Source organism: Geodermatophilus sp. URMC 61, assembly GCF_052931555.1.
This window is the reverse complement of the sequence record NZ_JBRFHZ010000002.1, coordinates 2,239,599-2,263,506: the sequence shown is the minus strand read 5'-3', so window position 1 is coordinate 2,263,506 and position 23,908 is coordinate 2,239,599. Positions and strand designations below refer to the sequence as shown.

Genomic DNA, 23,908 nt, shown 5'->3' with positions numbered 1-23,908 from the left:
CAGACCTCCGGGGCGCCGCGAGCCTGCGAGCGGTCGGGCAGGGGCCTCAGTCCTTGAGCAGGCCCTCGCGGAGCTTGGCCAGGGTTTGGCTGAGCAGCCGGGACACGTGCATCTGCGAGATGCCGATGTCGGCGGCGATCTGCGACTGGGTCATGTTGCCGAAGAACCGCAGGATCAGGATCCGCCGCTCCCGCGCCGGGATGGTGGCCAGCAGCGGCTGCAGCGACTCGCGGTACTCCACGCCCTCCAGCGCGGCGTCCTCCTCGCCGAGCGTGGCGGCGAGGGTGGGGGAGTCGTCCTCACCGGAGAGCCGCTCGTCCAGGGAGCTGCTGCGGTAGGCGTTCGCGACGGCGAGGCCCTCGAGCACCTCCGCCCGCGGGATGCCCAGGTGCTCGGCCAGCTCCGACGGGGTCGGCGCGCGGCCGTTCTTCTGCGCCAGCTCGCCGACCGCCGCGTTCAGCGACAGGTGCAGCTCCTGCAGCCGACGCGGCACCCGCACCGACCAGCCCTGGTCGCGGAAGTGCCGCTTGATCTCACCGGTGATGGTCGGCACGGCGAAGGAGAGGAACTCCACCCCGCGGCTCGGGTCGAACCGGTCGATGGCCGCGATCAGGCCCAGCGTGCCGACCTGCAGCAGGTCGTCGAAGGGCTCGCCGCGGTTGCTGAACCGGCGGGCGAAGTGCCGGACCAGAGGCAGGTGCTCCTCGACGAGGATCTCGCGCAGCCGCTCACGGCGCGGATCGTCCTTGTCCAGGGTGGCCAGCTCGGCGAACAGCGGCGCGGTGCGCTCGGCCCGCCGCCGGTTCTCCGAGATGGGCGCGGAGCCGGACGACCCCGCCTCACCGGACGCGGTGTCGTCGACCTCGTCCTCGCCGGCCTCCTCGTCGGAGGAGACATCCTCGGCCTCGGTGGCGTCGTCGTCCTCGGACTCCGCGTCGTCGTCCACCGTGTCCTCGTCCACCGTGTCGTCGTCCGTCGCGTCGCCCGCGACCGGGCCGGGCACGACCTCGGTGCGCGGGTCGGGCACCACGACGGGCTGCTCCTCGGACGCGACCTCTCCCTCCGTGCCGCGGCGGCCGGTCGGGAACTCGTCGTCGCGCAGGGTGTCCTCCTCGAGGGTCCGGGGCTCCGGGGCTGGCGCCCCGCTCACCGCGCGACCGAGACGTTCTTGCCCGCGTCCCCGAGCAGCTGGTCCGGGTGCTGCCCCGGCAGGTACTTGGCCATGGAGATGACGGCGACCGGCGAGGTGGTGCCGTCGCCGGCCGGCACGGTGGCCTGGGTGGCGGGGCCGGCCTCGACCTCGTCGACCAGGGTGTGCAGCACCGCCCAGCCGAAGCCGTCACGGGGGACGTCGGTGCCCTCGGTGGTCGGCACCCAGGCGTCGATGTGCAGGCCCCGCCGGGTGGTCTCGAAGACGACGGTCAGCCGGCGGTCGTCGGAGACGATCGCCGAGAGCGTCGCGCAGGCCTCGTCGACGGCCAGCCGGAGGTCCTCCACCGCGTCGAGGTCGTAGTCCATCCGCATCGCCAGGTCACCGGCCATGGCCCGCACGGCGGGCAGCTGGGTGGGGGTGGTGGGCAGTCGCAGTTCCAGTCGCTCGGCGCGCCGCCCGTCCTGCGTGAGGGCACCCCTCGAGTCCACCATCCGTCGTCCGCTCCTCATCCTCGCATCGCGACCGCGCGCCGGGAGCCCTGCAGACCCCGGTCCGCGCCGGTTCGCACCCCATCCTGCCCGACCGGCCGTGGCAGCCTGCCCGGCGCCGTCGGGCGGTGCGCCTGACGGGGAGTGCTACCCCGCCGCGGGCGCCGGCCAAACCCCAGGTCACACCGCCGGGACGCCGCGGTTGCAGGCCCCTGTGGGCTGCGGTTCGCTGACCCGAGATGAACACCAGTCAGGAGAGCCCGCCGTCCGGGCCCGCTCCCGTCGACGACGCCGGCGGTGCCGCGCTCGTCGCGGCGCTGGAGGCATCCTCCACCGCCATCTGGTGCCTCGCCGGACCCGGGCTGCAGCCGGTCTGGGCCAACGCCCGCGCCCGCGGCATGGGCACGGCCCCTGGTGACCTCGCCGCGGTCGCCGGCCGCCGCGTCGCCGAGCTGGCCGGCGAGGTCGCCCACAGCGGGCACGCCGAGACCCTTCACGGCGCTCCCGACCCCGACGGCCGGGCCGCCACGGTCGTCCTGCAGCCGCTGGAGGTGCACGGGCAGCCCGGCGTGCTCGTGCTGGTCGAGGACGAACGGACCGCCTGCGGGCGTGCCGCCACCGTGATGGCCGAGGGGGACGTCGTCGACCAGGTGCAGCACTCGCTGCTGCCTCCGGCGCTCCCGCTGCTCCCCGACGTGCGCCTGTCGGGCAGCTACCACCGGGCCAGCTCGCTGCACGCCGCCGGCGGGGACTGGTACGACGCCGTGCCGCTCGGGCGTGGCCGGCTGGCCCTGGTGGTCGGCGACGCCGTCGGCCACGGCGTGCCCGCGGCCGGGGCGATGAGCCGGCTGCGCGGGGCCATGCGCTCGCTAGCGCTGCGCGACCCCTCGCCCGCAGCGGTCGTGGCGGCGCTCGACGCCTTCGCCGGGCAGATGGACGACGTCGAGGGTGCATCGGTCTTCTACGGGGTGCTGGAGGCGGCCACCGGGCGGCTGACCTATGCCGCGGCCGGGCACCCGGCTCCGCTGCTGGTCCGGGCCGACGGCGGCACGGAGTTCCTCCGGCTGGACCCCCGGCCGCCGTTGGGCACCCTGCCGGGCGCGCCCAGCGTCGCGGCCACCGCACAGCTGCCGCAGGGCTCCACCCTCGTGCTGTTCTCCGACGGCGCCGTGGCCGCCTCCCGAGCGCTGTCCGCGGAGGGCCTGGACCGGCTGGCCGAGGTGTCGTGCGCCGCGCTCACCGCGCCGGGCGCGCTGGAGGGCGACGCACCGGCCGAGTTGGCCGCGGCGATCGTCGAGGGGCTCCTCGACTCCGAGGAGCACCCCGACGACATCGCCGTCCTGGTCGCCCACCGCCGGGCGGAGACGACGGAGCCGCTGGACCTGGACCTGCCCGCCGTCCCGGCGGCGTTGCCGATGGTCCGCCGGCACCTGGGCGGCTGGCTGGCGAGGCTGGGCATGGGGGAGCAGGACCGGGTCGGCGTGATGGTCGCGGTGGGCGAGGCCACCGCCAACGCGGCCGAGCACGCCTACCGCGGGGTGGAGCCGGGGCGGATGCAGGTGACCGCGGCCGTCGACGTGGACGGGCTGCTCACCGTCACCGTGCGCGACCAGGGCCGGTGGCGCCCACCGGACCGCGACCCCGGCGACCGCGGCCGCGGGCTGCTGATCATGCGGCAGCTCGTCGACGGCGTGGTGCTGCAGGGCGAGAACGGCACGACGGTGACGCTGAGCATGCGGCTGCGCCGCACTCCGGAGGAGGACGAGGACCGGCACGGCGGCACGACCTCGGCGGAGGTCGTCGTCGACCGCAGCGCCGAGTGCCCCGTGGTCCGGGTCTCGGATGCGGTCGACATGGTCGGCGCCGAGCAGATGCGCATCCGGCTGCTGGAGGCCAGCCACGGCGGTACCGGCCGGGTCGAGCTGGACCTCACGGCGGTCACCCTGTTCAGCAGCGCGGCGGTGCGCGTGGTCCTCGCGATGGCCCGGATCGCCGGCGAGGAGGGCTGGCGGCTGGTCGTGCACGCACCGGAGGGCGGGGTCACCCGGCACATCCTCGAGATCAGCGGACTGGCCGGGCTGGTCGAGCTGCGCTGAGCAGAGCCCGTCGACGCTCCGCGTTTGCGGAATGCCCGCGGTGCCCATCCCCCTGGCGTGAGACTCCGCCGCAGCGACGTGCACGGCCCCGGATGGCGGCGCCGGCGCGCCGGCCGCGGCTTCGCCTACTACGACGAGGACGGGGCGCTCATCAAGGACGAGCGCCTGGACCGGCTGCGCTCGCTGGCCATCCCGCCGGCCTGGAAGGACGTCTGGATCTGCCCCTGGCCCAACGGGCACATCCAGGCCACCGGGGTGGACGCCGCCGGCCGCCGGCAGTACCGCTACCACGACCAGTGGCGGACGCGGCGGGACGCCGAGAAGCACGAGCGGGTGCTGGAGATCGCCCACCAGCTGCCCGACGTGCGCGACGCCGTCGTCGACGCGATCCACGGCGAGGGGCTGACGCGGGAGCGCGTGCTCGCCACCGCCGTCCGGCTGCTGGACCTCGGGGCCTTCCGCGTGGGCAGCGAGCAGTACGCCGAGGACAACGGCACCTACGGGCTGGCCACGCTGCGCAGGGACCACGTGCGGGTCCGCGGCGAGCGGGTCTTCTTCTCCTACACCGCCAAGGGCGGCATCGAACGGGAGCTCGAGCTCACCGACAAGCCCACGGCCGACGTCGTCCGCGAACTGCTCAAGCGCCCGGAGCCGGGGGAGGAGCTGCTCGGCTACTGGGTGGACGACCCGGCCGGCAGCGGCCGTGCGTGGCACGACGTGACCAGCACCGAGGTGAACGCCTACCTCAAGGAGATCAGCGACGCGGAGATCACGGCCAAGGACTTCCGCACGTGGAACGCCACGGTGCTGATGGCGGCCACGCTGGCCGAGACGCCGGCACCGGCCACCAAGACCGCGCGCAAGCGGGTGCTCAAGGAGGCCTACGAGCGGGTTTCGGAGACGCTGGGCAACACACCGGCGGTGTGCAAGGCGAGCTACGTCGATCCACGGGTGGTCGACCGGTTCGAGGACGGCGACACGGTGGCGCGCGCGCTGCAGGACGCGGCGGAGGCACCGGACGACCGGACGGCGCAGAAGGTGCTCGAGCAGGCCGTCTGCCAGTTGCTCAGCGCCTGAGGAAGGACCCGTTCTCCCGCCCTTCGTGCAAGGACCCCTGCTCCCCGCCACTCGCGAGCTCGCGGCGGGACCCTGCAGGGGGCCGGGCGCGGAGTCATGCCATGGGTACCGCTCGACGACGAGAGGCCCCGCCGTGGCGGGGCCTCTCGTCAGGTCGTGCGGAGTGGGGACCCCCTGGGGTCCCCACCGGTCAGGAGGTCAGCGGGCGCTGCCGTCGACGATCGTGAACAGGTCGATCAGGCCGGTGACCTCGAGCGGGCGGGTGACCGCGCGGGTGGTGGCGATCAGGCGGAGGTCGACGTCGCGGGAGCGGGCCGACTTCTGCGTCTCGACGAGGACGGCCAGGCCGGCGGAGCCCAGGAACTGGACGCCCGACAGGTCGATGACCAGGGCCTTGGGTTGCTGCTCGAGCTGGGTGTCGAGCGACGACCGGAGCACGGGGGCGGTGAACGTGTCCACTTCGCCGACGACCGTCACCGTGACCGCGCCGTCCTCACTCGTGGAGGTCGAGAGCGTGATCACGTCGTCGAAGGGTGCCTCCGTGCCCTCGGTCGACACGTCGGGCTGCCCCTCGGCAGGCAGGTCGGATGTGGTCACGGGCTGAGCTCCTCTCAACGGCAGTACCCGGCGGCACGACCGCCCGGTCAATCTACCGCTGTGCGGCCCCCCGGATGTCGTGGCCCCCGGACACGCACGTCGTCGTTCGTGTCCGTACCGGGGAATCGCCCGGCGCGGCCGCGGCTGCCTGCTCAACCGCACCATCAACGTAGACATCCGAGGTCGAACGCGCCAACCCGCCCCCGGCGACCGCCGCCAACTCGTGACGCCATCACCCGTCCGAGGGCAGATGGCGTCACGAGTTGGCCGCTGAGGGCCCGTCGAGCACGAACGGGACCGCATGAGCCGGGGACGGCACCCGGCCGGAGTGGACCGGTCGCGGGTCCGGGGGACCTCTCGACCGGGGCACGGGGAAGAGCTCGGAGTGGCTCCCTGCAGGGTCCCGGGGTCCTTCGTCAGTCCACCACGTGGATGGCGGCCTCCTCCGGGCCCTCGCCGCCGACCACCGGGTCGAGGCTGGCCTCGACGTCGTCGGCGGTGCGGTTGGTGCCGGAGTCGGAGTCCGGGGTGGTGTCGTAGTCCTGCTCGAGCTGGCCGAGGCCGCGGGCGGGGTCCTCGGCGGGGCGCACGTCCGGGACGTCCTCGGAGATCTCCTCCTCGAGTCGCCCGGACAGCGACTTCCCCTCGGACTGCTCGAACGCCGTCGTGCCGAAGCCGACGGTCTGGTGGCTCTCCCGGTCGCCCGGCTCCGGGGCGAACTGCGGGTCCTCGGACCGCTGCATGGTCGGGAAGTCGTCCTGGGAGACGTCCGGGACACCGTTGTCCTCGGGGAACACGTCCCGGGCGGTCTGGCCCTCGGGACCGGTGGCCCCGGTGTCGCCGCGGACGTCGTCGCGCGTCCCGGTGAGCCCGCGCTCGTCGTCGGGGAACTCCGCGTCGTTGAGGGCGGAGTGGATGGCTCCGCGGTCGCTCTGGTCGGGCTCGGTCATGGGGTTGCCTCCGTTCTGCGTGCGTCCGCCCTGCACACGCTCGTCCGTCCGTGGACGGGGACCGGTCGGGCGACCGGCGTCGTGATCTCGCCCTACCCGTGGGACCCCACCCCATGCGTGGGCCGGCTCCCGGACAGCGGTCGGGCGCGTTCCGCATGGCGCTCCCGGGAGTGGGTAGCGCGCCTGCCATGGCCATCACAGACGAGGTGCAGCGGTTCGGGGCTCCCGTCCGCCGCTGGGCCCGCCACCAGAAGCGCGAGTACACGCAGGGGGAGCCGCGCCCGCTGGGTGGTGACCTCGGTGCCATGGGCGTCTACCTCGGCCTGGTGTCGGCCGCCGCTGCCGCCGTCCGGGCCTCGGGCCGGGAGCTGCCCGACCGCATCCCGCCGGGCGACGCGGCGCTGCTGGCGGTGGCCACCTTCCGGCTGGCCCGGCGGATCGCGAAGGACCCGGTGACCAGCCCGCTCCGGGCGCCGTTCACGACCTACCAGGGGCCGTCGGGCCACGCGGAGGTCGCCGAGGAGGTCCGGGAGCACGGCGGGGTCAAGCACGCCATCGGCGAGCTGCTCACCTGCCCGTTCTGCCTGGCGCAGTGGGTCGCCACCGGCCTCGTCTTCGGCTACGTGACCGCACCGAAGGCCACCCGGTTGGCCGCGCTGACCATGACCCTGGTGGCCGGTTCGGACGTCCTGCAGTTCGTCTACGACTCGATCCAGAACGGTGCGCTGGACCCCGGGGGCGAGGAGGCCGGCGTCCAGTGATCCCCTCCTCCGAGGGAGGCGGCGGCCCTCGACCTGCCGGAGGGGCGGCGGCGGTCCTATCCTGGTGATCTTGACCGCCTGCCTTCCCCGCCCGCGGTCGCGGACCCGATCTCTCGACAGGAGCACGGCATGCGGTCGATCTGGCGCGGGGCGGTGTCGTTCGGCCTGGTCAGCATCGGCGTGAGGCTGTACACGGCCACCGAGGACCACGACATCCGGTTCAACCAGGTGCACGCCGTCGACGGCGGGCGCATCAAGTACCGACGGGTGTGCTCGATCGACGGCGAGGAGGTCGAGTACTCCGAGATCGCCAAGGGCTACGAGCTGCCCGACGGCCAGCTCGTGGTGCTCACCGACGAGGACTTCGAGGAGCTGCCGCTGGCCAGCCGGCGGGAGATCGAGGTCCTGCAGTTCGTCGACCAGGACGAGATCGACCCGATCCAGTACGAGAAGACGTACTACCTGGAGCCCGATCCCTCGGCGACCCGCCCGTACGTGCTGCTGCGCGACGCCCTCGAGAACGCCGGCCGGGTCGCCATCACCAAGATCGCCATCCGGTCGCGGGAGTCGCTCGCGGCGCTGCGCGTGAAGGACGGCGTGATGGTGCTGCACACCATGCGCTGGCCCGACGAGATCCGCCGTCCCGACTTCGCGTTCCTCGACGAGGACGTCGCCGTCCGGCCGCAGGAGCTGCAGATGGCCGAGGCCCTGATCGGGTCGATGACCGCGGAGTTCGACCCGACCGAGTTCACCGACGACTACCGCGAGGCGATGGCCGAGCTGCTCGAGGCCAAGCAGAGCGGCGGCGAGGTGCAGCCGCTGCCCGAGACCGCCGACTCCGGCGCTGCCGTCGTCGACCTGATGAGCGCACTGCGCCGCAGCGTCGAGGCCGCGCGGGGCGGTGCGGCCGCCGAGGAGCCCCCCGTCCGCAGGGCGCCTGCCAAGAAGGCCACCGCCGCCAAGAAGGTGGCGGCCCCGGCCGACGACGAGGCCCCGGCCCGTCGGACGCGGGCCCGGCAGACCACCGCGGCGAAGAAGAGCACGGCGGCGACGAAGGCCACCGCGGCGACGAAGGCCACCGCGGCGAAGAAGGCCACCGCGGCGACGAAGGCCACCGCGGAGAAGGCGCCGGCCAAGCGGGCCCGCCGCACCGCCTGAGGTGACGGCCCGGGGGAGTGCCCGGCGTACGCCGCCGGCCGGGGACCCGTTCGCTGTCGCCGAGAGCGCGTCCGGCCTCGTGCTGCGGCTCGAGCGGAACGGGGTCCCGTGGTGCTGGGCGCTGCCGGAGGGGCCGCCGACCGGGCGCGGATCCGCGCTGCCCGCCGTCCCCACGACGGACGGCGGGGCCCCCGGAGCGCGGCCCTGGGACTCCGGCCGCTACGCCGCCGAGGAGTGGCGCGACGACCGCGTGGTCGTCGCCCTCGCCGGACGGCGGCTGCGCGGCCGGCACGTGTTCTTCCGCGAGCCCGACGGCGGCTGGCGGGTCCGCGCCCTCGACGCCGCGGCGGAGGGCGCGCCGCTGGTCCCGATGCTCGCGACCCCGGGCGAGCTGCCCCCGCCGGCGCAGGACGACGCGTGGGGCTACGAGTTCAAGTGGGACGGCGTCCGCGCGATCTCGATCGTCCGGGCCGGGACACTGGCCCTCTGGGCACGCAGCGGCACCGACGTCACCGCCCGTTATCCCGAACTGAGCCGACTACCCGAGGCCCTGGCCGGGCACGACGCCATCGTCGACGGTGAGGTCGTCGCCCTCGACGGGCGCGGCCGGCCGGACTTCGGCGCGCTGCAGGGGCGGATGCACCGCACCGGCCCGGAGGTCCGCCGGATGGCCGCGGCCGCGCCGGTGACCTACCTGGTCTTCGACCTGCTGGAGGAGGACGGCGAGAGCCTGCTCGGGTTGCCGTACGCGCGGCGCCGCGAGCGGCTGGAGGCGCTCGGCGTCGCTGGTGAGCGGTGGGTGCCCACACCGTGGTTCCACGGCGGCGGGGCCGCGGTGCTGGCCGCCAGCCGGGACAACGGCCTCGAGGGCATCGTCGCCAAGCGGCTGCACTCGCCGTACCGCCCCGGGCTGCGCGGGCCGGACTGGCGCAAGGTCAAGAACGTGCGGACCCAGGCGGTCGTCGTCGGCGGATGGCGGCCCGGGCAGGGCCGGCGGGCCGGGGGAGTGGGCTCGCTGCTGGTGGGCGTCCACGACGACTCCGGGCGGCTGGTCTACGCCGGGCACGTCGGGACCGGCTTCACCGCCGCGGCGCTGAAGGAGCTCGAGCCGCTGTTCACCCCGGCCGGCGCACCGCCCTTCGCCGACGCGCTGCCGCGTGCGGTCACCCGCGATGCGCACTGGGTGGTGCCGGAGCTGGTCGGTGAGGTGGCGTTCGCCGCGTGGACCGTCGACGGCCGGATGCGCCATCCCTCCTGGCGCGGCCTGCGCGACGACCTGGTCCCGGAGGACGTGGTCGAGGAGTGGTGACCCCCCGGCGGGTACTGGTGTGCTCGTGAGCGAGCTCGCGACCTCATGCACGAGCAGAGCAGCCTGGCGGACGCCACCGACGAGCGCCGGCGAGGAGGTCGCGTGAGCCGGCAGCTGGTGCGCGTCGACGGGCGGCAGCTGCACGTCTCCAACCTCGAGAAGGTCCTCTTCCCCGAGGTCTCCTTCACCAAGGCCCAGGTCATCGACTACTACGTGCGGATCGCGCCGGTGCTGCTGCCGCACCTCTCCGGCCGGCCGGTGACCTTCACCCGCTGGCCCGACGGCGTCGAGGGGCAGGCGTTCTTCGAGAAGAACAGCGCCCGGCACGCCCCCGACTGGGTGCGGAAGGTGACCGTGCCCAGCCCCGGCAGCTCGCGCGGCCGGGAGACCCTCGACATGGTCGTCCTCGAGACCGTCGCCGACCTGGCGTGGGCGGCCAACCTGGCCGCGCTGGAGCTGCACGTGCCGCAGTGGCAGGTGGGCAGCCGGCTGCAGCCGGCGCTGCCGGACCTGCTGGTGCTCGACCTCGACCCGGGCCCGGACGCCGGGATCCTCGAGTGCTGCGAGGTCGCCGACCGGCTGCGCCAGCGGCTGGTCGACGACGGCCTGGACCCGGTGGTCAAGACGTCGGGCTCCAAGGGCATGCAGGTGTACGCGCCGATCCGGGTGAGCGACCGCGAGCACCCCAGCCGGTACGCCCGCGCGCTGGCCCAGGAGCTCTCCGCCGAGACGCCGGACCGGGTCGTGTGGCGCATGGAGAAGGTGCTCCGGCCGGGCAAGGTGCTCATCGACTGGAGCCAGAACAACCCGGCCAAGACGACGGTCGCGCCGTACTCGCTGCGCGCCCGGCCCGACGCCCCGGTGTCGACCCCGATCGGCTGGGACGAGGTCGAGGCGGTGCTCGACGGCGCCGACCCCGGCTCGCTGCGCTTCCGCACCGAGGACGTGCTGGCCCGCGTCGAGGACTACGGCGACCTCTTCGACATCGCCGGGGCCCAGCGCGCCGTCCTGCCCCCGGCGTAGGCCGCTGCGTGGCCTGGCATCCTCGCTTCCCGTGTCCGCTGAACTGCCCTCTCCCGGCCCCCGCGACGACCGGCTGGACGACGTCGGGCGGCTCGTCGTCCGCTGTCCCGACCGGCCGGGGATCGTCGCCGTCCTGAGCGGGCTGATGGCCGACGTCGGGGCGAACATCATCGACTCGCAGCAGCACTCGTCGGACCCCGTGGGCGGCACCTTCACGCTGCGCCTGGAGTTCTTCCTCGCCGACCTGGCCGCGCGGCGTCAGCAGCTCGAGGCGGCCCTGGCGCTGCTCGCGCCGAAGTGGCAGTTCACCTGGCGGCTGACCGAGGCGGCGCACCGCCCGCGGCTGGCGGTGTTCGTCTCGAAGACCGACCACGTGCTGCAGGAGCTGCTCTACCGGGTGCGCGCCGGTGACCTGCGCGCCGAGATCGCCGCCGTCGTCTCTAACCACCCCGACCTGGAGCCGGTCGCCCGGGCGGCCGGCGTCCCGTTCCACCACGTCCCGGTGACGCCGGAGACGAAGCCGGAGGCCGAGGCTCGGGCGCTGGAGCTCATCGGGGACGTGGACCTCGTGGTGCTCGCGCGCTACATGCAGATCGTCTCGGCGGACTTCTGCAGCCGGTTCCCGGAGCGGCTGATCAACATCCACCACAGCTTCCTGCCGGCCTTCGTCGGGGCGAACCCGTACCGGGCGGCGCACGACCGCGGCGTGAAACTGATCGGGGCCACCGCGCACTACGTGACGCCCGAGCTCGACGCCGGGCCGATCATCGAGCAGGAGGTCGCCCGCGTGGACCACCGGGCGACGGTCGAGGACATGCGCCGCATCGGCCGCTACGTCGAGCGCCAGGTGCTGGCCCAGGCGGTCACCTGGCACGTGGAGGACCGGGTCATCGTGGACGGCGAGAAGACGATCGTCTTCGCCTGACAGAGGCCCCCTGCCCCCCGCCACTCGCGGGCTGGCCTTGTTCGGAGGCTCGACCCGCGCCTGCGAGGGTCGAGGGGGCGAGGCATTCCACCTGCAGGAGGGCCGCCGGGACGGGGCCGCGGCCGTCGGTGTGTTGCTTTCTTGACTGAATCAAGAAAAACGTGTTGGGTGGGTCGCGATGGAGACGACCTGGCAGGAGCAGCTCCACGCGGTGGGGTTGCGCGTCACGCGGCCCCGCCTGTCGGTGCTGCAGGTGCTCGCCGAGCGTCCGCACGCGGACGTCGACACCATCGTCACCGCCGCCCGCACCGTGCACCCCACGTTGTCGCCCCAGGCGGTCTACGGGGTACTCGAAGCGCTGGTCGCCACCGGGCTCGCCCGTCGGATCGAGCCGGCCGGCGCTCCCGCGCTCTTCGAGCTGCGGGTCGGTGACAACCACCACCACCTGGTCTGCCGCTCGTGCGGTGCGGTCGCCGACGTCGACTGCACCGTGGGTGCGGCTCCGTGCCTGACGCCCTCGGACACGGCGGGTTTCGTCGTGGACGAGGCGGAGGTCGTCTTCTGGGGACTCTGCCGGGACTGCCGGGTGGGGACCCCCTCGGGGACAACGACGGTCCCCGAGCACCACGATCGAGGAGGAGTGAAGCAATGACCGACGTCGCGTCGCAGGGCCCCGCGCCGAGCGAGGCCGACCGTCCGGTCCTGACGAATCGTCAGGGCCACCCGGTCTACGACAACCAGAACCAGCGGACGGTGGGTGCCCGTGGCCCGGCCACGCTGGAGAACTACCAGTTCCTCGAGAAGATCAGCCACTTCGACCGGGAGCGCATCCCGGAGCGCGTGGTGCACGCGCGCGGCGTGACCGCGTACGGGTACTTCGAGGCCGACGGCACCGTCGGCGACGAGCCGATCAGCAGGTACACCCGGGCCAAGCTGTTCCAGGAGAAGGGCAAGCGCACCGACGTGGCGCTGCGCTTCTCCACCGTGGCCGGTGGCCGGGACTCGTCGGAGTCCGCGCGCGACCCGCGCGGTTTCGCCGTGAAGTTCTACACCGAGGACGGCAACTGGGACCTCGTCGGCAACAACCTGGGCGTCTTCTTCATCCGGGACGCCATCAAGTTCCCGGACTTCATCCACTCGCAGAAGCCGGACCCGGTCACCTTCGAGGCCAGCGTCGCCGAGCGCGCCTTCGACTTCTTCAGCCAGACCCCCGAGGCCATGCACATGGTCACGCTGGTCTTCAGCCCGCGCGGCACGCCGGCCAGCTACCGGTTCATGCAGGGCTTCGGCGTGAACACCTACAAGTGGGTCAACGACCGCGGCGAGACCGTCCTGGTCAAGTACCACTGGCTGCCCAAGCAGGGCGTGAAGTCCTGGACCGGCGCCGACGCCGCCGCGGTGCAGGCGCAGACCCTCGGTGCCCACACCAAGGACCTCTACGACGCGATCGCGGCCGGCGACTTCCCGTCGTGGGACCTGCACGTCCAGATCATGAGCGACGACGAGCACCCCGAGCTGGACTTCGACCCGCTCGACGACACCAAGGTGTGGCCGGAGGAGGTCTTCCCCCTCCGCAAGGTCGGGACGATGACCCTCGACCGGATGCCGGAGGACTTCTTCGCCGAGAACGAGCAGATCGCCTTCGGCACCGGTGTGCTGGTCGACGGTCTGGACTTCTCTGACGACAAGATGCTGGTCGGCCGGACCTTCTCCTACTCCGACACCCAGCGCTACCGGGTGGGCCCGAACTACCTGCAGCTGCCGGTGAACCGGCCGAAGGCGCGGGTCGCCACGAACCAGCAGGGCGGCCAGATGTCCTACGGACGGGACGACGTGGGCACCAACCCGCACGTCAACTACGAGCCGTCGATCCTGGGCGGCCTGCGCGAGGCGCAGTACCCGACGCACGACGAGCAGGGCCCGGTCATCACCGGCCGGCTCACCCGCAAGCGGATCCCGCGGACCAACGACTACGCGCAGGCCGGCGAGCGCTACCTGCTGTCGGAGCAGTGGGAGAAGGACGACCTGGTGAAGAACCTGGTCGACGCCCTCTCGCAGTGCCGCCGCGAGATCCAGGAGCGGATGGTCTGGCACTTCTTCATGTGCGAGGACGAGCTGGGCCAGCGGGTCGGCGACGGCCTGGGCATCACCGCGGACGACGTCCGTGGCCTGCCCCCGCTGCAGACGCAGACCCTCTCCGAGGAGGAGCAGCAGCGCGCCGCCAACCTCGGCAAGAACGGTCCGCGTGACGTCACCGGCCACCAGATGACGCACTGCGTGCCCAACGAGCACGTCGTCGTCGCCGGCTGACTCCAGCACCAGCACTCCGCGGCGGGCCGCGACCGGGACTCCCCGGTCGCGGCCCGTCGTCGTCGCTGTGCCACCTGTCGGCCCACCGCCCGACACCGCGGGCACGTCCCGTCCCGACCGGCTGAGCCCATCCCGGGCCTCGTCGCGGAGGCCGCCGGCCCCTCCTCCTCGACCCGACCCCCGCCGGGGACCGTGGTGCGCTTCCGCTGGCCGGGAGCCAGGGCTGGGATTGCGTGGCCCGGCTCACCTACCGTCTCCCCGGGTCCGCAGCCTCGCGCCAGGAGGAGACATGAGCAGCACACCGACGAGCCCCGGCCGGACGGCGGGACGCCCGGGCGCCGCGGGCCGCGCGGCCGGCTGGGTCGCCCCGCTGTGCTGGATCGCCGTCCTGCTCGACGGCTTCGACCTCGTCGTCGTCGGCACGGTCATCCCCACGCTGCGGACGCCGGAGGAGTGGGCGCTCTCCGGCAGCGGCGCGACCGCGGTCATCACCATCGGGCTGGTCGGCATGATGGTCGGCGCCCTGACCGTCGGCACGCTCACCGACCTGGTCGGCCGCCGCAAGGCGCTCATCGGGGCCGTGGCCTCGTTCTCGCTGTTCACGCTGCTGTGCGCGTTCGCCCCCAACGCCGCGGTCTTCGGCCTGCTGCGCTTCCTGGCCGGCCTTGGCCTCGGCGGCTGCCTGCCGACGGCGATCGCGATGGTCAACGAGTTCACCCGCGCCGGCCGGAGCGGCCGGGCCACCACCACCATCATGACCGGCTACCACGTGGGCGCGGTCGCCACCGCTGCGCTCGCCATCGTCGTGGTCGACTCGATCGGCTGGCGCTGGATGTTCGTCATCGGCGCCCTGCCGGCGCTGGTCCTGGTCCCGCTGATGCTGCGCCACCTGCCCGAGTCGGCCGCCTACCTGCTCGCCCACGGCCGGCGCGCCGAGGCCGAGGAGGTCGCCCACCGGTACGGGCTGGCGCTGGAGGCCCCGCGGGCGCACGCCGCCCCGCACGCGGGAGAGGAGACCGCCACGGGGGCCGGTGCCACGGTGCGCACGCTGTTCACGACCGGCTGGCTGCGCAACACCCTGGCGATCGGCGTGACCTCGTTCATGGGCCTGCTGCTGGTCTACGGCCTCAACAACTGGCTGCCGACGATCATGCGCGAGGCGGGCTACGACCTCGGCGACTCGCTGGCCTTCCTGCTCGTCCTCAACGTCGGTGCGATCGTCGGGCTGCTGGTCGCCGGCGCCGTCGCCGACCGCATCGGCATCCGCACGGCCGCCACCGCCTGGTTCGCCTCCGGCGCGCTGTTCCTCGCGCTGCTGTCGGTGCGGCTGCCGACCGCGGGCCTGTACGCGATGTGCTTCCTCACCGGGTGCTTCGTCTTCAGCGCCCAGGTGCTGGTCTACGCCTTCGTCAGCGCGAACCACCCGCCGCAGGTGCGCGCCACCGCGCTGGGCTGGTCGGCCGGCGCCGGGCGGATCGGCGCCATCGTGGGCCCGGTCGTCACCGGTGCGCTGGTGACCGCCGGCGTCGCGTTCCCCTGGGGCTTCTACGTGTTCGCGGTCGTCGGCGTGCTCGGCGCCCTCGGCATCAGCGTCACCCGCACCGTCTGACCGTCGTCCCGACTCACGAGATCTGCACAGTGGTGCCCTCCAGCACGCTGGAGGGCACCACTGTGCAGATCTCGCACGTGGGGGACGGGCTCAGTCGCCCCGGCGACGCTCCTGATCGGCGAGGAACCGCTCGAGTTCCGCGCCGATCTCCTCGCCGCTGGGCACCTCACCGAACTCGCTGAGCAGGTCGCTGCCGCTGTGCGCCGCGGTGAAGCGGTCGAACTGCTCCTCGAGGGCGGCGACGACGGCGGTGTTCTCCGGCGACCGGGCGATCTGCGCGTCGACCTCGGTGCGGTGCGCCTCGGCGGCCTCCTGCAGCGACTCGGTGGGCAGGTGCAGCCCGCTCAGCCGGGACAGGTGCTCCAGCAGCGTCAGCGAGGCCGCGGGGAAGGTCGCCTGCGCCAGGTAGTGCGGCACGTGCGCGGCCACCCCGTAGGCGTCGACGCCGGCCTCGCCCATCCGCAGCTCCAGCAACGCGGCGACGCTGCCGGGGATCCGCACCTCCCCCCAGTACACCGGGTACTCGGCGATGAGCGAGCGCCGCGTCGCGTGGGCGGTGACGGTGACCGGCCGGGTGTGCGGCACCGGCATCGGGATCGCCTGCAGGGACACGACCGAGGTGACGCTGAGCCGCTCGACCAGGACGCCCACCGCGGCCACGAACCGCTCCCAGGCGAAGTCGGGCTCCGCGCCGTGCAGCAGCAGGAACGGCTCGCCGGCGTCGTCCTCGAGTGCGTAGAGCAGCAACTCCGGGGCGGCGAAGGACTCGTAGCGGTCGCCGTGGAACGTGACCCGCGGCCGGTGCGCCCGGTAGTCGACCAGGCTGTCGACGTCGAACCGCGCGATGACCTGGTGCGGCAGCGCGCTGAGCAGGTGGGCACCGGCCAGCGCGCCGGCCGAGGCCGCGTCGAACTCGCCGGCGAGGTCGTGCACGAGCACCAGCCCGCGTCGCGCGCCGGCCTCGGGAACCGCCGCCTCACGGGCCAGCAACGGCTCGGCCTCGGGGAGCAGCTCGACGAGCTCCTCCGGTCGCTGCGCCACGGTGGTGCCTCCTCGCGATTCGGGCCTGCCGCCTACAGCTCTCCCCGTGCCGGCCGCATTCCCGGGTGTCCCCCGGAGGGGTCAGGCCGGCGGCCGGGTCGGGGCCTCGTCGTCGGCGGCCGGGGTGTCCGCCGTGCCCTGCCCCGGGGCCGCGACGCGCTCCCGGACGACCGTGGCGCCGGTCTCGTCGCCGGTGACCTGTACCCGGGTGCCGTCGTCGGCGACCTCCGGCGTCCGGCCGTCGAGCTCGTCGCGGACGTAGCGGTAGATGACGGCGATCAGCGCCGCCACGGGCACGCCCAGGAACGTGCCGAGGATGCCGTACAGGCTGCCGCCGGCGGTGACCGCCAGGATGACCACGGCCGCGTGCAGGTTGAGCCCGCGCCCCTGGAGGATCGGCTGCAGCACGTTGCCCTCGATCTGCTGCACCACCAGCACGATGACCAGCACGATCAGCGCCGTCTGCCAGCCGTTGCTGACCAGGGCGATGAGCACCGCGAAGGCGCCGGCGACGAAGGCACCGATGATCGGGATGAACGCGCCGAAGAAGGTCAGGAGGGCGAGCGGCAGCACCAGCGGGACGCCGAGGATCCACAGGCCCAGGCCGATGAAGAAGGCGTCGATGAAGCCGACGAGGGCCTGCTGGCGGATGAACTCCGAGAGGGTGCTCCACGTCTTGTACGACAGCGCGGCGACGTGCGGGGCCACCTTCGGGCCGGTCTGCGCGGCCAGCCACGGCAGCCAGCGCGGGCCGTCCTTGATGAAGAAGAACGCCAGGACCAGGGCCAGGACGAGGTTGAGCAGGCCGCTGCCGACCGCGCCGACGCCGGTCAGCGCGTAACCGGCGATGTTCTGGGCGTTCCCCTGGACGGTGTCGATCACCTGGTCGACGGCCTGGCCGATCTGGTCCTCGCCGAGGTTCAGCGGCGGGCCGGTCACCCACTGCTGCACGTCCTGCAGCCCGGCGGTGGCGGCGTCGGCCAGCTCGCCGGTCTGGGCGGCGACCTGCGGGACGATCCAGGAGAACAACCCGACGACCACCGCGAAGAAGAGCAGCAGCACCACGAGGGCGGCCAGCGCGGGTGGGAAGTGCAGCCGGCGCAGCAGCCGGGTGGGCGGCCAGAGCACGGTCGCGAACAGCAGGCCGAGGATGACCGGCAGCAGGACCGGCCACAGCCGGCCGAGCACCCAGCCGACGACCACCAACCCGGCCGCGATGAGCAGCAGCTGGGCCGAGGCGACGGCCAGCGCCCGCACGCCCTTCCGCAGCCGCGGTCCGCGGTCGGGGCTCGGGGCGGGGCTCGCGGTGACCGCGGCCGTGGGCACCGCGGCGTAGCTGGGCGTTCGCGCGGTGGCCGTGGCGTCGTCCCCGGCGCCGGGGGCGGACGACGCGTCCGGGCGGCCGGGCAGTCGGGACCTCATGCGGTCGATCACAGCAGGCCACTACCCCGGGCAGGGCCGGGACGATCATGTGGTGGTGGTCGTAACGTCCTGGCCATGCCGAGAACCGCGACCGCCGAGCGCGTCGACCGTGCCGCCCTCGAGGAGTTCCTCCGCCCCCGCCACAAGGCGGTGCTGGTCACCCGGCGCGGCGGAGGGGGTGTGCAGCTGTCCCCGGTCGCCTGCGGCCTGGACCAGGAGGGGCGGGTCGTGGTCTCGACCTATCCGCAGCGGGCCAAGGCGGCCAACGCGCGGCGCGACCCCGCCGTCTCCCTGTGCGTGCTCTCCGACGACTTCGACGGCCCCTGGGTGCAGGTCGACGGCCGGGCCGAGGTGCTCGACCTGCCGGAGGCGCTCGAGCCGCTGGTCGACTACTACCGCGCGATCAGCGGCGAGCACCCGGACTGGGACGAGTACCGGGCGGCGATGCAACGGCAGGGCAAGTCGCTGCTGCGGGTGACCATCGAGCGCTGGGGGCCGATCGCCACGGGCGGGTTCCCGCCGGAGGTCGTCGACAAGCTCTGAGGCTTGCTCCGGGGGTGGGAGAGCCGTCAGGTTCGCGCGATGCCGTACGTGCTGACCGTCGACCGGCAGGCCGGTCGCCAGGGCTGGGACCGCGGTGCCGACGTCCCGACGGCGCTGCCCTTCGAGCGGACGGCGGGCGACGAGTTCCAGGGGGTGCTGGCCGACCCTGCGGTCGTCGTCGACGTCGTCCTCCGGCTGGTCCGCGAGGGCGGCTGGAGCATCGGGGTCGGGGCCGGCGCGGTGCAGACGCCGCTGCCCCACAGCCCCCGCGTCGGCGCGGGACCCGCGTACCTGTGCGCCCGCCGGGCGGTCGACGCCGCCAGGCAGCGCAGCGTCCGGCTGGCCGTGCGCGGCGCCGTCCCGCCGGACGCCGCGGATGCGCAGGCCGTGCTCAGCGCGCTCGCCGTCGTCGTCCAGCGGCGCAGCGCGCAGGCCTGGGAAGCGATCGAGCTGGTCGGTGCCGGGCGCACCCAGGCCGACGCCGCCGCGTCCCTGGGGATCTCCCGCCAGGCGGTGGGCCAGCGGCTGGCCGCCGGCCTGTGGGAGCTCGAGCGCGAGCTGCGGCCCACCGCCGCGCGGCTGCTCACCCGGGCGGCCGGGTGAGCGGCGCCGATCCGTCCGGCCGCCGCGCGCGGTGATCACCGCGCGGCGAGAATGAGGTCCACACCTCCGCCCTCCGATCCCCGGGAGCACCCGTGTCCGAGTCGACCGCGCCAGGCGGGATCCGCAACGCCGACCTGCTCGGCGTCTACACCAACGACCACCTGGCCTCGGCCACCGGCGGCATTGAGCTGGTCAGCCGCATGCTCGGCCGCTGGCGGGGGACCCCCTACGAGCCGCGGCTCGAGGAGCTGCTCGACGAGCTGCGCGAGGAGCGGTCGGCGCTGGAGGGCCAGATGCGTGCCCTGGGCCTGCCGGTCCGGCAGTACAAGCAGGCCGCCGTGTGGCTCGGCGAGAAGGTCTCCCGCGCCAAGCTCAACGGGCACCTGCTGTCCCGCTCGCCGCTGTCGGACCTCGTCGAGTTCGAGTTCATCGCCACCGCGGTGCTGGCCAAGCGGGCCGGGTTCGAGACCCTGCGCGCCGCCGCGGAGGGTGAACCGCGCATCGACGAGGCCCTGTTCGAGCGGCTCATCGCGCAGGCCGACAAGCAGCACCACTGGCTGGCCGACGTCCGCCGCGAGGTGGCCGCCGGCGTCTTCGGTGGCCACCCGGGCCCGGCCGACGCCGCCGCCGACACCTGAGCGGGCAACCACCCTGCAGCCCGCCCTCCCCCCAGGTAGAACCGGGCACGTGTGCCACGCCACCGACAGCCGCCCGCCCGCCCCGCCGAGGAGCGGCGACGTCGCCGAGCGCGGCACACTGACCCTCACCTCGACCGACGGCACCGAGGTCGCCGCCGCGTACGCCGCGCCGGCCGGCGAGGTCCGGGTCGGGGTCGTCCTGCTGCCCGACATCCGCGGCCTGCACCCGTACTACGTGGCGCTGGCCGAGCGGTTCGCCGAGGCCGGGCTGCCGGCGCTGGCCCTCGACTGGTTCGGGCGGACGGCGGCGCTGCCGCAGACCGGCACCCGCGGGCCGGACTTCGACTGGCGGACGCACATCCCGCAGGTGACCGCGGCCGGCGTGGACGCCGACGTCACCGCGGCGGTCGCCTACCTGCGCGAGCGCACCCGCCCCGGCCTCCCGGTCGTCACCGTGGGGTTCTGCTTCGGCGGCAGCCACTCCTGGCGGCTGGCCGGGAACGCCGACGTGGATCTGGCCGGCAGCGTCGGCTTCTACGGCAAGCCGGAGCTGACCGGCGAGGCGCCCGCCGTCCGCCCGACGCTGATGGTCATCGCCGGCGCCGACGCCGCCACCCCGGTCGAGGACCAGCTGGCCCTGGCCGAGCGGCTGCGGGCCGCTGGCGCGCAGGTGGAGACCGCCGTCTACGACGGTGCCCCGCACTCCTTCTTCGACCGCGCGTACGGCGACTGGGCGGAGGCCTGTGCCGACGTGTGGCGCCGGGTGCTGGCGCTCACCGACCGCGTCGCCGTCGGCTGAGCGCCGCGGCGTCCCCGATGGCGGCCGACCTCCTACCCTCGACGCGTGAGTGAGCAGCAGAGCGGCGGGATCGACCCGGGGGTCGTCGAGCTGGCGGCGCGGGTCTTCGACCTCGCGCGCGGCGGGGTCACCGAGGAGCTGGCCGCCTACGTCGACGCCGGGGTGCCGGCGAACCTGACCAACGACAAGGGCGACACGCTGCTCATCCTGGCCGCCTACCACGGCCATCCGGAGACGGTCGCCGCGCTGCTCGAGCGCGGCGCCGATCCCGGCCGGGTGAACGACCGGGGCCAGACGGCGCTGGCCGCGGCGGTGTTCAAGCAGTCGGAGGAGACCGTGCGCACCCTGCTCGCGGCCGGTGCCGACCCGGACGCCGGCGGTCCGACGGCCCGCGAGACGGCGGCGTTCTTCGACCTGCCGGCGATGACCGCGCTGCTGGACGGTGCGCGTCCCTGAGCCGGCCGGCCGCGCGTGCCAGGGTGACGGCCCGGGCGGCGCGGCGATCTGCGGAGGAGGGCACATGGACGGGATCCACCCAGAGCCGTCGGGCGGCGGGAGCTCCGCCGCGCCCGCCGGCGCGGGCTGAGGCGACCGACGGTGACCACGCACAGGGGTGTCCCGGAGGCCGCGGTCCCGCAGGTCACCGGGGCCACGGCCGTGCCGCCGGCCGCCGCCGCGGAGGCCCAGGACGCCGCCGTCCAGGCCCGAGCCGCGGCCGACGCCGCCGCGGTGACCGGGACCGAGGCCCTCCTGCTGCCCGAGGACGCGCTCGGGCCACCGACCGGTGGCATGCCGCGCTGGATGGTGCTGCTGATCGGCGCCGCCACCGCGACCATCGCGATCGCCGGCGTGCGGTCGATCGCGTGGCTGGTCGGCCCGGTGCTGCTCGCCCTCGTCGTCGTCATCGCCCTCATGCCGGTGCAGCGCTTCCTGCAGCGGCACGGCTGGCCGCGGTGGGCCAGTGCCACGGTGCTGCTGCTGCTCGTCTGGACCGTCCTGCTGGCCTTCGTCGCCCTGTTGGTGGTGTCGATCGCCCAGTTCGCGGCGCTGCTGCCCGACTACGCCGGGGCGGCCGAGGCGCTGATCGCCTCGGTGGTCAGCGACCTCAACGACCGGGGCATCGTCTCCGGCCAGCTCTCCGACCTCGTCGCGCGGCTGGACTACAGCCAGCTGGTCGGCGTGGCCACCGGCGTCCTGGCGCGCGCCACCGACACGGCCTCGACGCTGGTCCTGCTGCTGGCGGCCCTGGTGTTCCTCTCGATCGAGGCGGGCGGATTCGGTCGCAGGCTGGCACTCGTCGCCGCCGAGCGTCCGCACCTGCCGATCGCCTTGGGCCTGTTCGCGCGCGGCACCCGCAGCTACCTCTGGGTGAGCACGGTGTTCGGCGGGATCGTGGCGATCGGCGACGGGATCGCGCTGGCGATCATCGGCATCCCGCTGCCGGTGGTGTGGGGGCTGCTGTCCTTCGTCACGAACTACGTGCCCAACATCGGGTTCGTCCTCGGCCTGGTGCCCCCGGCGATCCTGGGCCTGCTCGACGGCGGCTGGACGGAGTTCTGGGTCGTGGTCGCGGTCTACGCGCTGCTCAACTTCGTCGTCCAGACGCTCATCCAGCCCCGGTTCGTCGGCGACTCGGTGGGGCTGTCGATGACGGTCACCTTCGTGGCGCTGCTGTTCTGGGGCTGGGTGCTCGGCGCGCTGGGCGCGCTGCTCGCCATCCCGCTCACCCTGCTGCTCAAGGCGCTGCTGGTGGACGTCGACCCCCGTGGTCACTGGCTCGACGCGCTGCTGCGCGAGGAACCCCGGGCGCCCCGGACCAGCCGTGCCCGACAGCGCGCGAACGCCCGCCGCGCGGCACTCGCCTCGGTCCGCGCGCTGCACGTCCCGCGGCCGCACCGGCGCTCGCCGGAGGACTGAACCCGCAGGTCAGCCCGGAATGTCGGACCCCTGGAGGACGTTGTCACCATGTCGGGCGCCCCGCCCGGCACGACGTCTGGAGGACGCGATGAAGGGCGACCGTGTCGAGGTGGTGATCGACGCCGGCGGGAGCACCCGCACCTACGAGATCGAGGCCACCCGCGCCGGGCGGCGGGTGGACGTGACCCACGGCCGCGGGCTGGTGGAGGTCACCGAGAGCACCCGGGGTGGCACCCCGGTCCGCACCGCCCGGTTCATGGCCGGCCGGGTCCTGGCGCTGGTCGAGCACCCGGCGCCCCGGACGGCGCTGGACGACGACGCCGACGTGAGGCCGCTGCGCCAGACCGCGTGATGGAGGACCTCCCTGCCCCCCACCCCTCGCGCGCTCGGGGCGGGTCCCCGCAGGGAGGCCGACGGTGCTCGCCTGAGCTGGTCGTCATGGCCGGCGTCCAGGGCAGTGGCAAGTCGACGTGGGTGCGCGAGCACCTCGCCACCACCCACGCCGTCGTCAGCAAGGACCACTGGCCCAACGCCCGCCGCCGCGAGGCCCGGCAGCGGCGGGTGGTGGCCGAGTTGCTCGCCGAGGGCCGCAGCGTGGTCGTCGACAACACCAACCCCGCACCCGAGGACCGGGCACCGCTGGTCGCGGCGGCCCGGGCGGCCGGCGTGGGGGTCCGCGCGGTCTGGCTGGACACCCCAGTGCCGGTCTGCGCCACGCGCAACGACGCCCGGGAGGGGCGGGCCCGGGTGCCGCCGGCCGGCCTGTACGGGACGGCGGCCCGGTTCGTCCCGCCGTCGACGGCCGAGGGCTTCGACCGGGTGGACGTCGTCCGCCCTGGCTGAGGCGGTGGGCGCGTCGGACGCTCCGGGCGCGGACCCCGGGGCGCCGGTGCGGTAGACACGTCCGGCGTCCGCCCGTCCCGCGTCCCCCGGAGGTCCCTCGTGCTGGCCAGCATCGGTTACGCCGTCGCCTACACCGGGGTCGGCATCGTGCTGCTGACCCTCGGCTTCCTCGTGCTCGACCTGCTCACCCCGGGCAAGCTGGGCCGGCACATCCACGAGGAGCGGTCGGTCAACGCCGGCATCGTGCTCGCCGCCGGGTTCCTCGCCCAGGGACTCGTCATCTTCAGCGCCATCTGGACCAACGCGACGAGCGGGTTCGGCGATGCGCTGCTCTACACCGTCGTCTTCGGCCTGCTCGGCGTGGTGCTGCAGGCGATCGCCTTCCTCGTGCTCGACCTGCTCACCCCGGGCAAGCTCGGCCAGCACGTGACCGAGGTCACCTTCCACCCCGCGAGCCTCGTGCTCGCCGCGGTCCAGCTCGCCGTGTCCGGCATCGTGGTCGCCAGCATCTGGCCCTGAGCAGGCCACTTCCCACCATGCCCTCCCGCCGCGGGACACGCGGGGCTACCCACCGGTAGCCGGGCCATCCGGATCCGTACCGTGTGCTCCAGCGCACCGGACGGCGCAGGGATCGGAGAGGACAACA

Annotated in this window: 25 protein-coding genes; 19 read left to right on the top strand and 6 right to left on the bottom strand. The window is 74.1% G+C overall.

What is annotated here, in order from left to right; genetic code table 11:
• Window positions 1–46 precede the first annotated feature (46 nt).
• Together ACU610_RS10435 and ACU610_RS10430 are read right to left on the bottom strand one after the other, a co-directional pair.
• Window positions 47–1,150: an RNA polymerase sigma factor SigF gene (locus ACU610_RS10435; protein WP_446767640.1), complete on the bottom strand. Its 1,104-nt coding sequence runs from the start codon at window positions 1,148–1,150 to the stop codon at window positions 47–49.
• The gene (locus tag ACU610_RS10430) at window positions 1,147–1,644 is read right to left on the bottom strand and encodes an ATP-binding protein (protein WP_446767639.1); all 498 of its coding nucleotides are present in this window, start codon (window positions 1,642–1,644) and stop codon (window positions 1,147–1,149) included. The genes ACU610_RS10435 and ACU610_RS10430 overlap by 4 nt, the downstream gene beginning before the upstream one ends.
• A 236-nt stretch (window positions 1,645–1,880) precedes the next feature.
• On the opposite strand from ACU610_RS10430, the gene ACU610_RS10425 reads away from it, so the two are divergent.
• Entirely contained in the window at window positions 1,881–3,737 is a 1,857-nt protein-coding gene (locus ACU610_RS10425) for a SpoIIE family protein phosphatase (protein ID WP_446767638.1), read from the top strand.
• Window positions 3,738–3,794: 57 nt separating this feature from the next.
• Entirely contained in the window at window positions 3,795–4,814 is a 1,020-nt protein-coding gene (locus ACU610_RS10420; RefSeq protein ID WP_446767637.1) for a DNA topoisomerase IB, read from the top strand.
• Window positions 4,815–5,012: 198 nt separating this feature from the next.
• Here ACU610_RS10420 and ACU610_RS10415 read toward each other — a convergent pair whose 3' ends face one another.
• Complete coding sequence (locus tag ACU610_RS10415; protein ID WP_446767636.1) at window positions 5,013–5,411, bottom strand: STAS domain-containing protein; 399 nt, start codon at window positions 5,409–5,411, stop codon at window positions 5,013–5,015.
• Window positions 5,412–5,827: 416 nt separating this feature from the next.
• Complete coding sequence (locus ACU610_RS10410; protein WP_446767635.1) at window positions 5,828–6,361, bottom strand: hypothetical protein; 534 nt, start codon at window positions 6,359–6,361, stop codon at window positions 5,828–5,830.
• Between the two features lie 188 nt (window positions 6,362–6,549).
• Between ACU610_RS10410 and ACU610_RS10405 the strand changes: the two genes are divergently transcribed.
• The 8 genes from ACU610_RS10405 to ACU610_RS10370 all read left to right on the top strand — a co-directional run bounded on the left by ACU610_RS10405 (window position 6,550) and on the right by ACU610_RS10370 (window position 15,456).
• Entirely contained in the window at window positions 6,550–7,122 is a 573-nt protein-coding gene (locus ACU610_RS10405) for a DUF1360 domain-containing protein (RefSeq protein ID WP_446767634.1), read from the top strand.
• Window positions 7,123–7,251: 129 nt separating this feature from the next.
• Window positions 7,252–8,280, top strand: a complete 1,029-nt coding sequence (gene ku, locus ACU610_RS10400) for a non-homologous end joining protein Ku (protein WP_446767633.1) — start codon at window positions 7,252–7,254, stop codon at window positions 8,278–8,280.
• Window position 8,281: 1 nt separating this feature from the next.
• Window positions 8,282–9,589 carry a non-homologous end-joining DNA ligase gene (gene ligD / locus ACU610_RS10395; protein ID WP_446767632.1) on the top strand — a complete coding sequence of 436 codons (1,308 nt, stop codon included), beginning with the start codon at window positions 8,282–8,284 and terminating at the stop codon, window positions 9,587–9,589.
• Window positions 9,590–9,691: 102 nt separating this feature from the next.
• Window positions 9,692–10,612 carry a non-homologous end-joining DNA ligase gene (ligD, locus tag ACU610_RS10390; protein WP_446767631.1) on the top strand — a complete coding sequence of 307 codons (921 nt, stop codon included), beginning with the start codon at window positions 9,692–9,694 and terminating at the stop codon, window positions 10,610–10,612.
• A 31-nt stretch (window positions 10,613–10,643) separates the two neighbouring features.
• Window positions 10,644–11,537, top strand: a complete 894-nt coding sequence (purU, locus tag ACU610_RS10385) for a formyltetrahydrofolate deformylase (RefSeq protein ID WP_446767630.1) — start codon at window positions 10,644–10,646, stop codon at window positions 11,535–11,537.
• A 178-nt stretch (window positions 11,538–11,715) separates the two neighbouring features.
• Window positions 11,716–12,189, top strand: coding sequence for a Fur family transcriptional regulator (locus ACU610_RS10380; RefSeq protein ID WP_446767629.1), 474 nt, complete (start codon window positions 11,716–11,718; stop codon window positions 12,187–12,189).
• Window positions 12,186–13,847 (top strand): catalase, encoded by a 1,662-nt coding sequence (locus tag ACU610_RS10375; RefSeq protein WP_446767628.1) that lies wholly within the window; start codon window positions 12,186–12,188, stop codon window positions 13,845–13,847. Before ACU610_RS10380 ends, ACU610_RS10375 begins: the two co-directional genes overlap by 4 nt.
• A 289-nt stretch (window positions 13,848–14,136) precedes the next feature.
• A complete protein-coding gene (locus tag ACU610_RS10370) occupies window positions 14,137–15,456 on the top strand; it encodes an MFS transporter (RefSeq protein ID WP_446767627.1) in 1,320 nt (439 codons plus the stop codon).
• Between the two features lie 90 nt (window positions 15,457–15,546).
• Here ACU610_RS10370 and ACU610_RS10365 read toward each other — a convergent pair whose 3' ends face one another.
• Entirely contained in the window at window positions 15,547–16,497 is a 951-nt protein-coding gene (locus ACU610_RS10365; RefSeq protein WP_446767626.1) for a proteasome assembly chaperone family protein, read from the bottom strand.
• Between the two features lie 81 nt (window positions 16,498–16,578).
• Window positions 16,579–17,919: an AI-2E family transporter gene (locus ACU610_RS10360; RefSeq protein ID WP_446767625.1), complete on the bottom strand. Its 1,341-nt coding sequence runs from the start codon at window positions 17,917–17,919 to the stop codon at window positions 16,579–16,581.
• Window positions 17,920–17,994: 75 nt separating this feature from the next.
• On the opposite strand from ACU610_RS10360, the gene ACU610_RS10355 reads away from it, so the two are divergent.
• The 9 genes from ACU610_RS10355 (at window position 17,995) to ACU610_RS10315 (ending at window position 23,781) form a co-directional block, all read left to right on the top strand.
• A complete protein-coding gene (locus tag ACU610_RS10355; protein WP_446767624.1) occupies window positions 17,995–18,462 on the top strand; it encodes a PPOX class F420-dependent oxidoreductase in 468 nt (155 codons plus the stop codon).
• A gap of 39 nt (window positions 18,463–18,501) precedes the next feature.
• Window positions 18,502–19,065, top strand: a complete 564-nt coding sequence (locus tag ACU610_RS10350) for a hypothetical protein (protein ID WP_446767623.1) — start codon at window positions 18,502–18,504, stop codon at window positions 19,063–19,065.
• A 92-nt stretch (window positions 19,066–19,157) separates the two neighbouring features.
• Window positions 19,158–19,703 carry a hypothetical protein gene (locus ACU610_RS10345; protein WP_446767622.1) on the top strand — a complete coding sequence of 182 codons (546 nt, stop codon included), beginning with the start codon at window positions 19,158–19,160 and terminating at the stop codon, window positions 19,701–19,703.
• A gap of 49 nt (window positions 19,704–19,752) precedes the next feature.
• Window positions 19,753–20,502, top strand: coding sequence for a dienelactone hydrolase family protein (locus ACU610_RS10340; RefSeq protein WP_446767621.1), 750 nt, complete (start codon window positions 19,753–19,755; stop codon window positions 20,500–20,502).
• Between the two features lie 45 nt (window positions 20,503–20,547).
• Complete coding sequence (locus ACU610_RS10335) at window positions 20,548–20,958, top strand: ankyrin repeat domain-containing protein (RefSeq protein ID WP_446767620.1); 411 nt, start codon at window positions 20,548–20,550, stop codon at window positions 20,956–20,958.
• A 141-nt stretch (window positions 20,959–21,099) separates the two neighbouring features.
• A complete protein-coding gene (locus tag ACU610_RS10330; protein ID WP_446767619.1) occupies window positions 21,100–22,419 on the top strand; it encodes an AI-2E family transporter in 1,320 nt (439 codons plus the stop codon).
• An 88-nt stretch (window positions 22,420–22,507) separates the two neighbouring features.
• Complete coding sequence (locus ACU610_RS10325) at window positions 22,508–22,771, top strand: hypothetical protein (protein WP_446767618.1); 264 nt, start codon at window positions 22,508–22,510, stop codon at window positions 22,769–22,771.
• Between the two features lie 86 nt (window positions 22,772–22,857).
• Entirely contained in the window at window positions 22,858–23,262 is a 405-nt protein-coding gene (locus ACU610_RS10320; RefSeq protein ID WP_446767617.1) for an AAA family ATPase, read from the top strand.
• Window positions 23,263–23,361: 99 nt separating this feature from the next.
• Complete coding sequence (locus ACU610_RS10315) at window positions 23,362–23,781, top strand: DUF350 domain-containing protein (RefSeq protein ID WP_446767616.1); 420 nt, start codon at window positions 23,362–23,364, stop codon at window positions 23,779–23,781.
• Window positions 23,782–23,908: the final 127 nt, after the last annotated feature.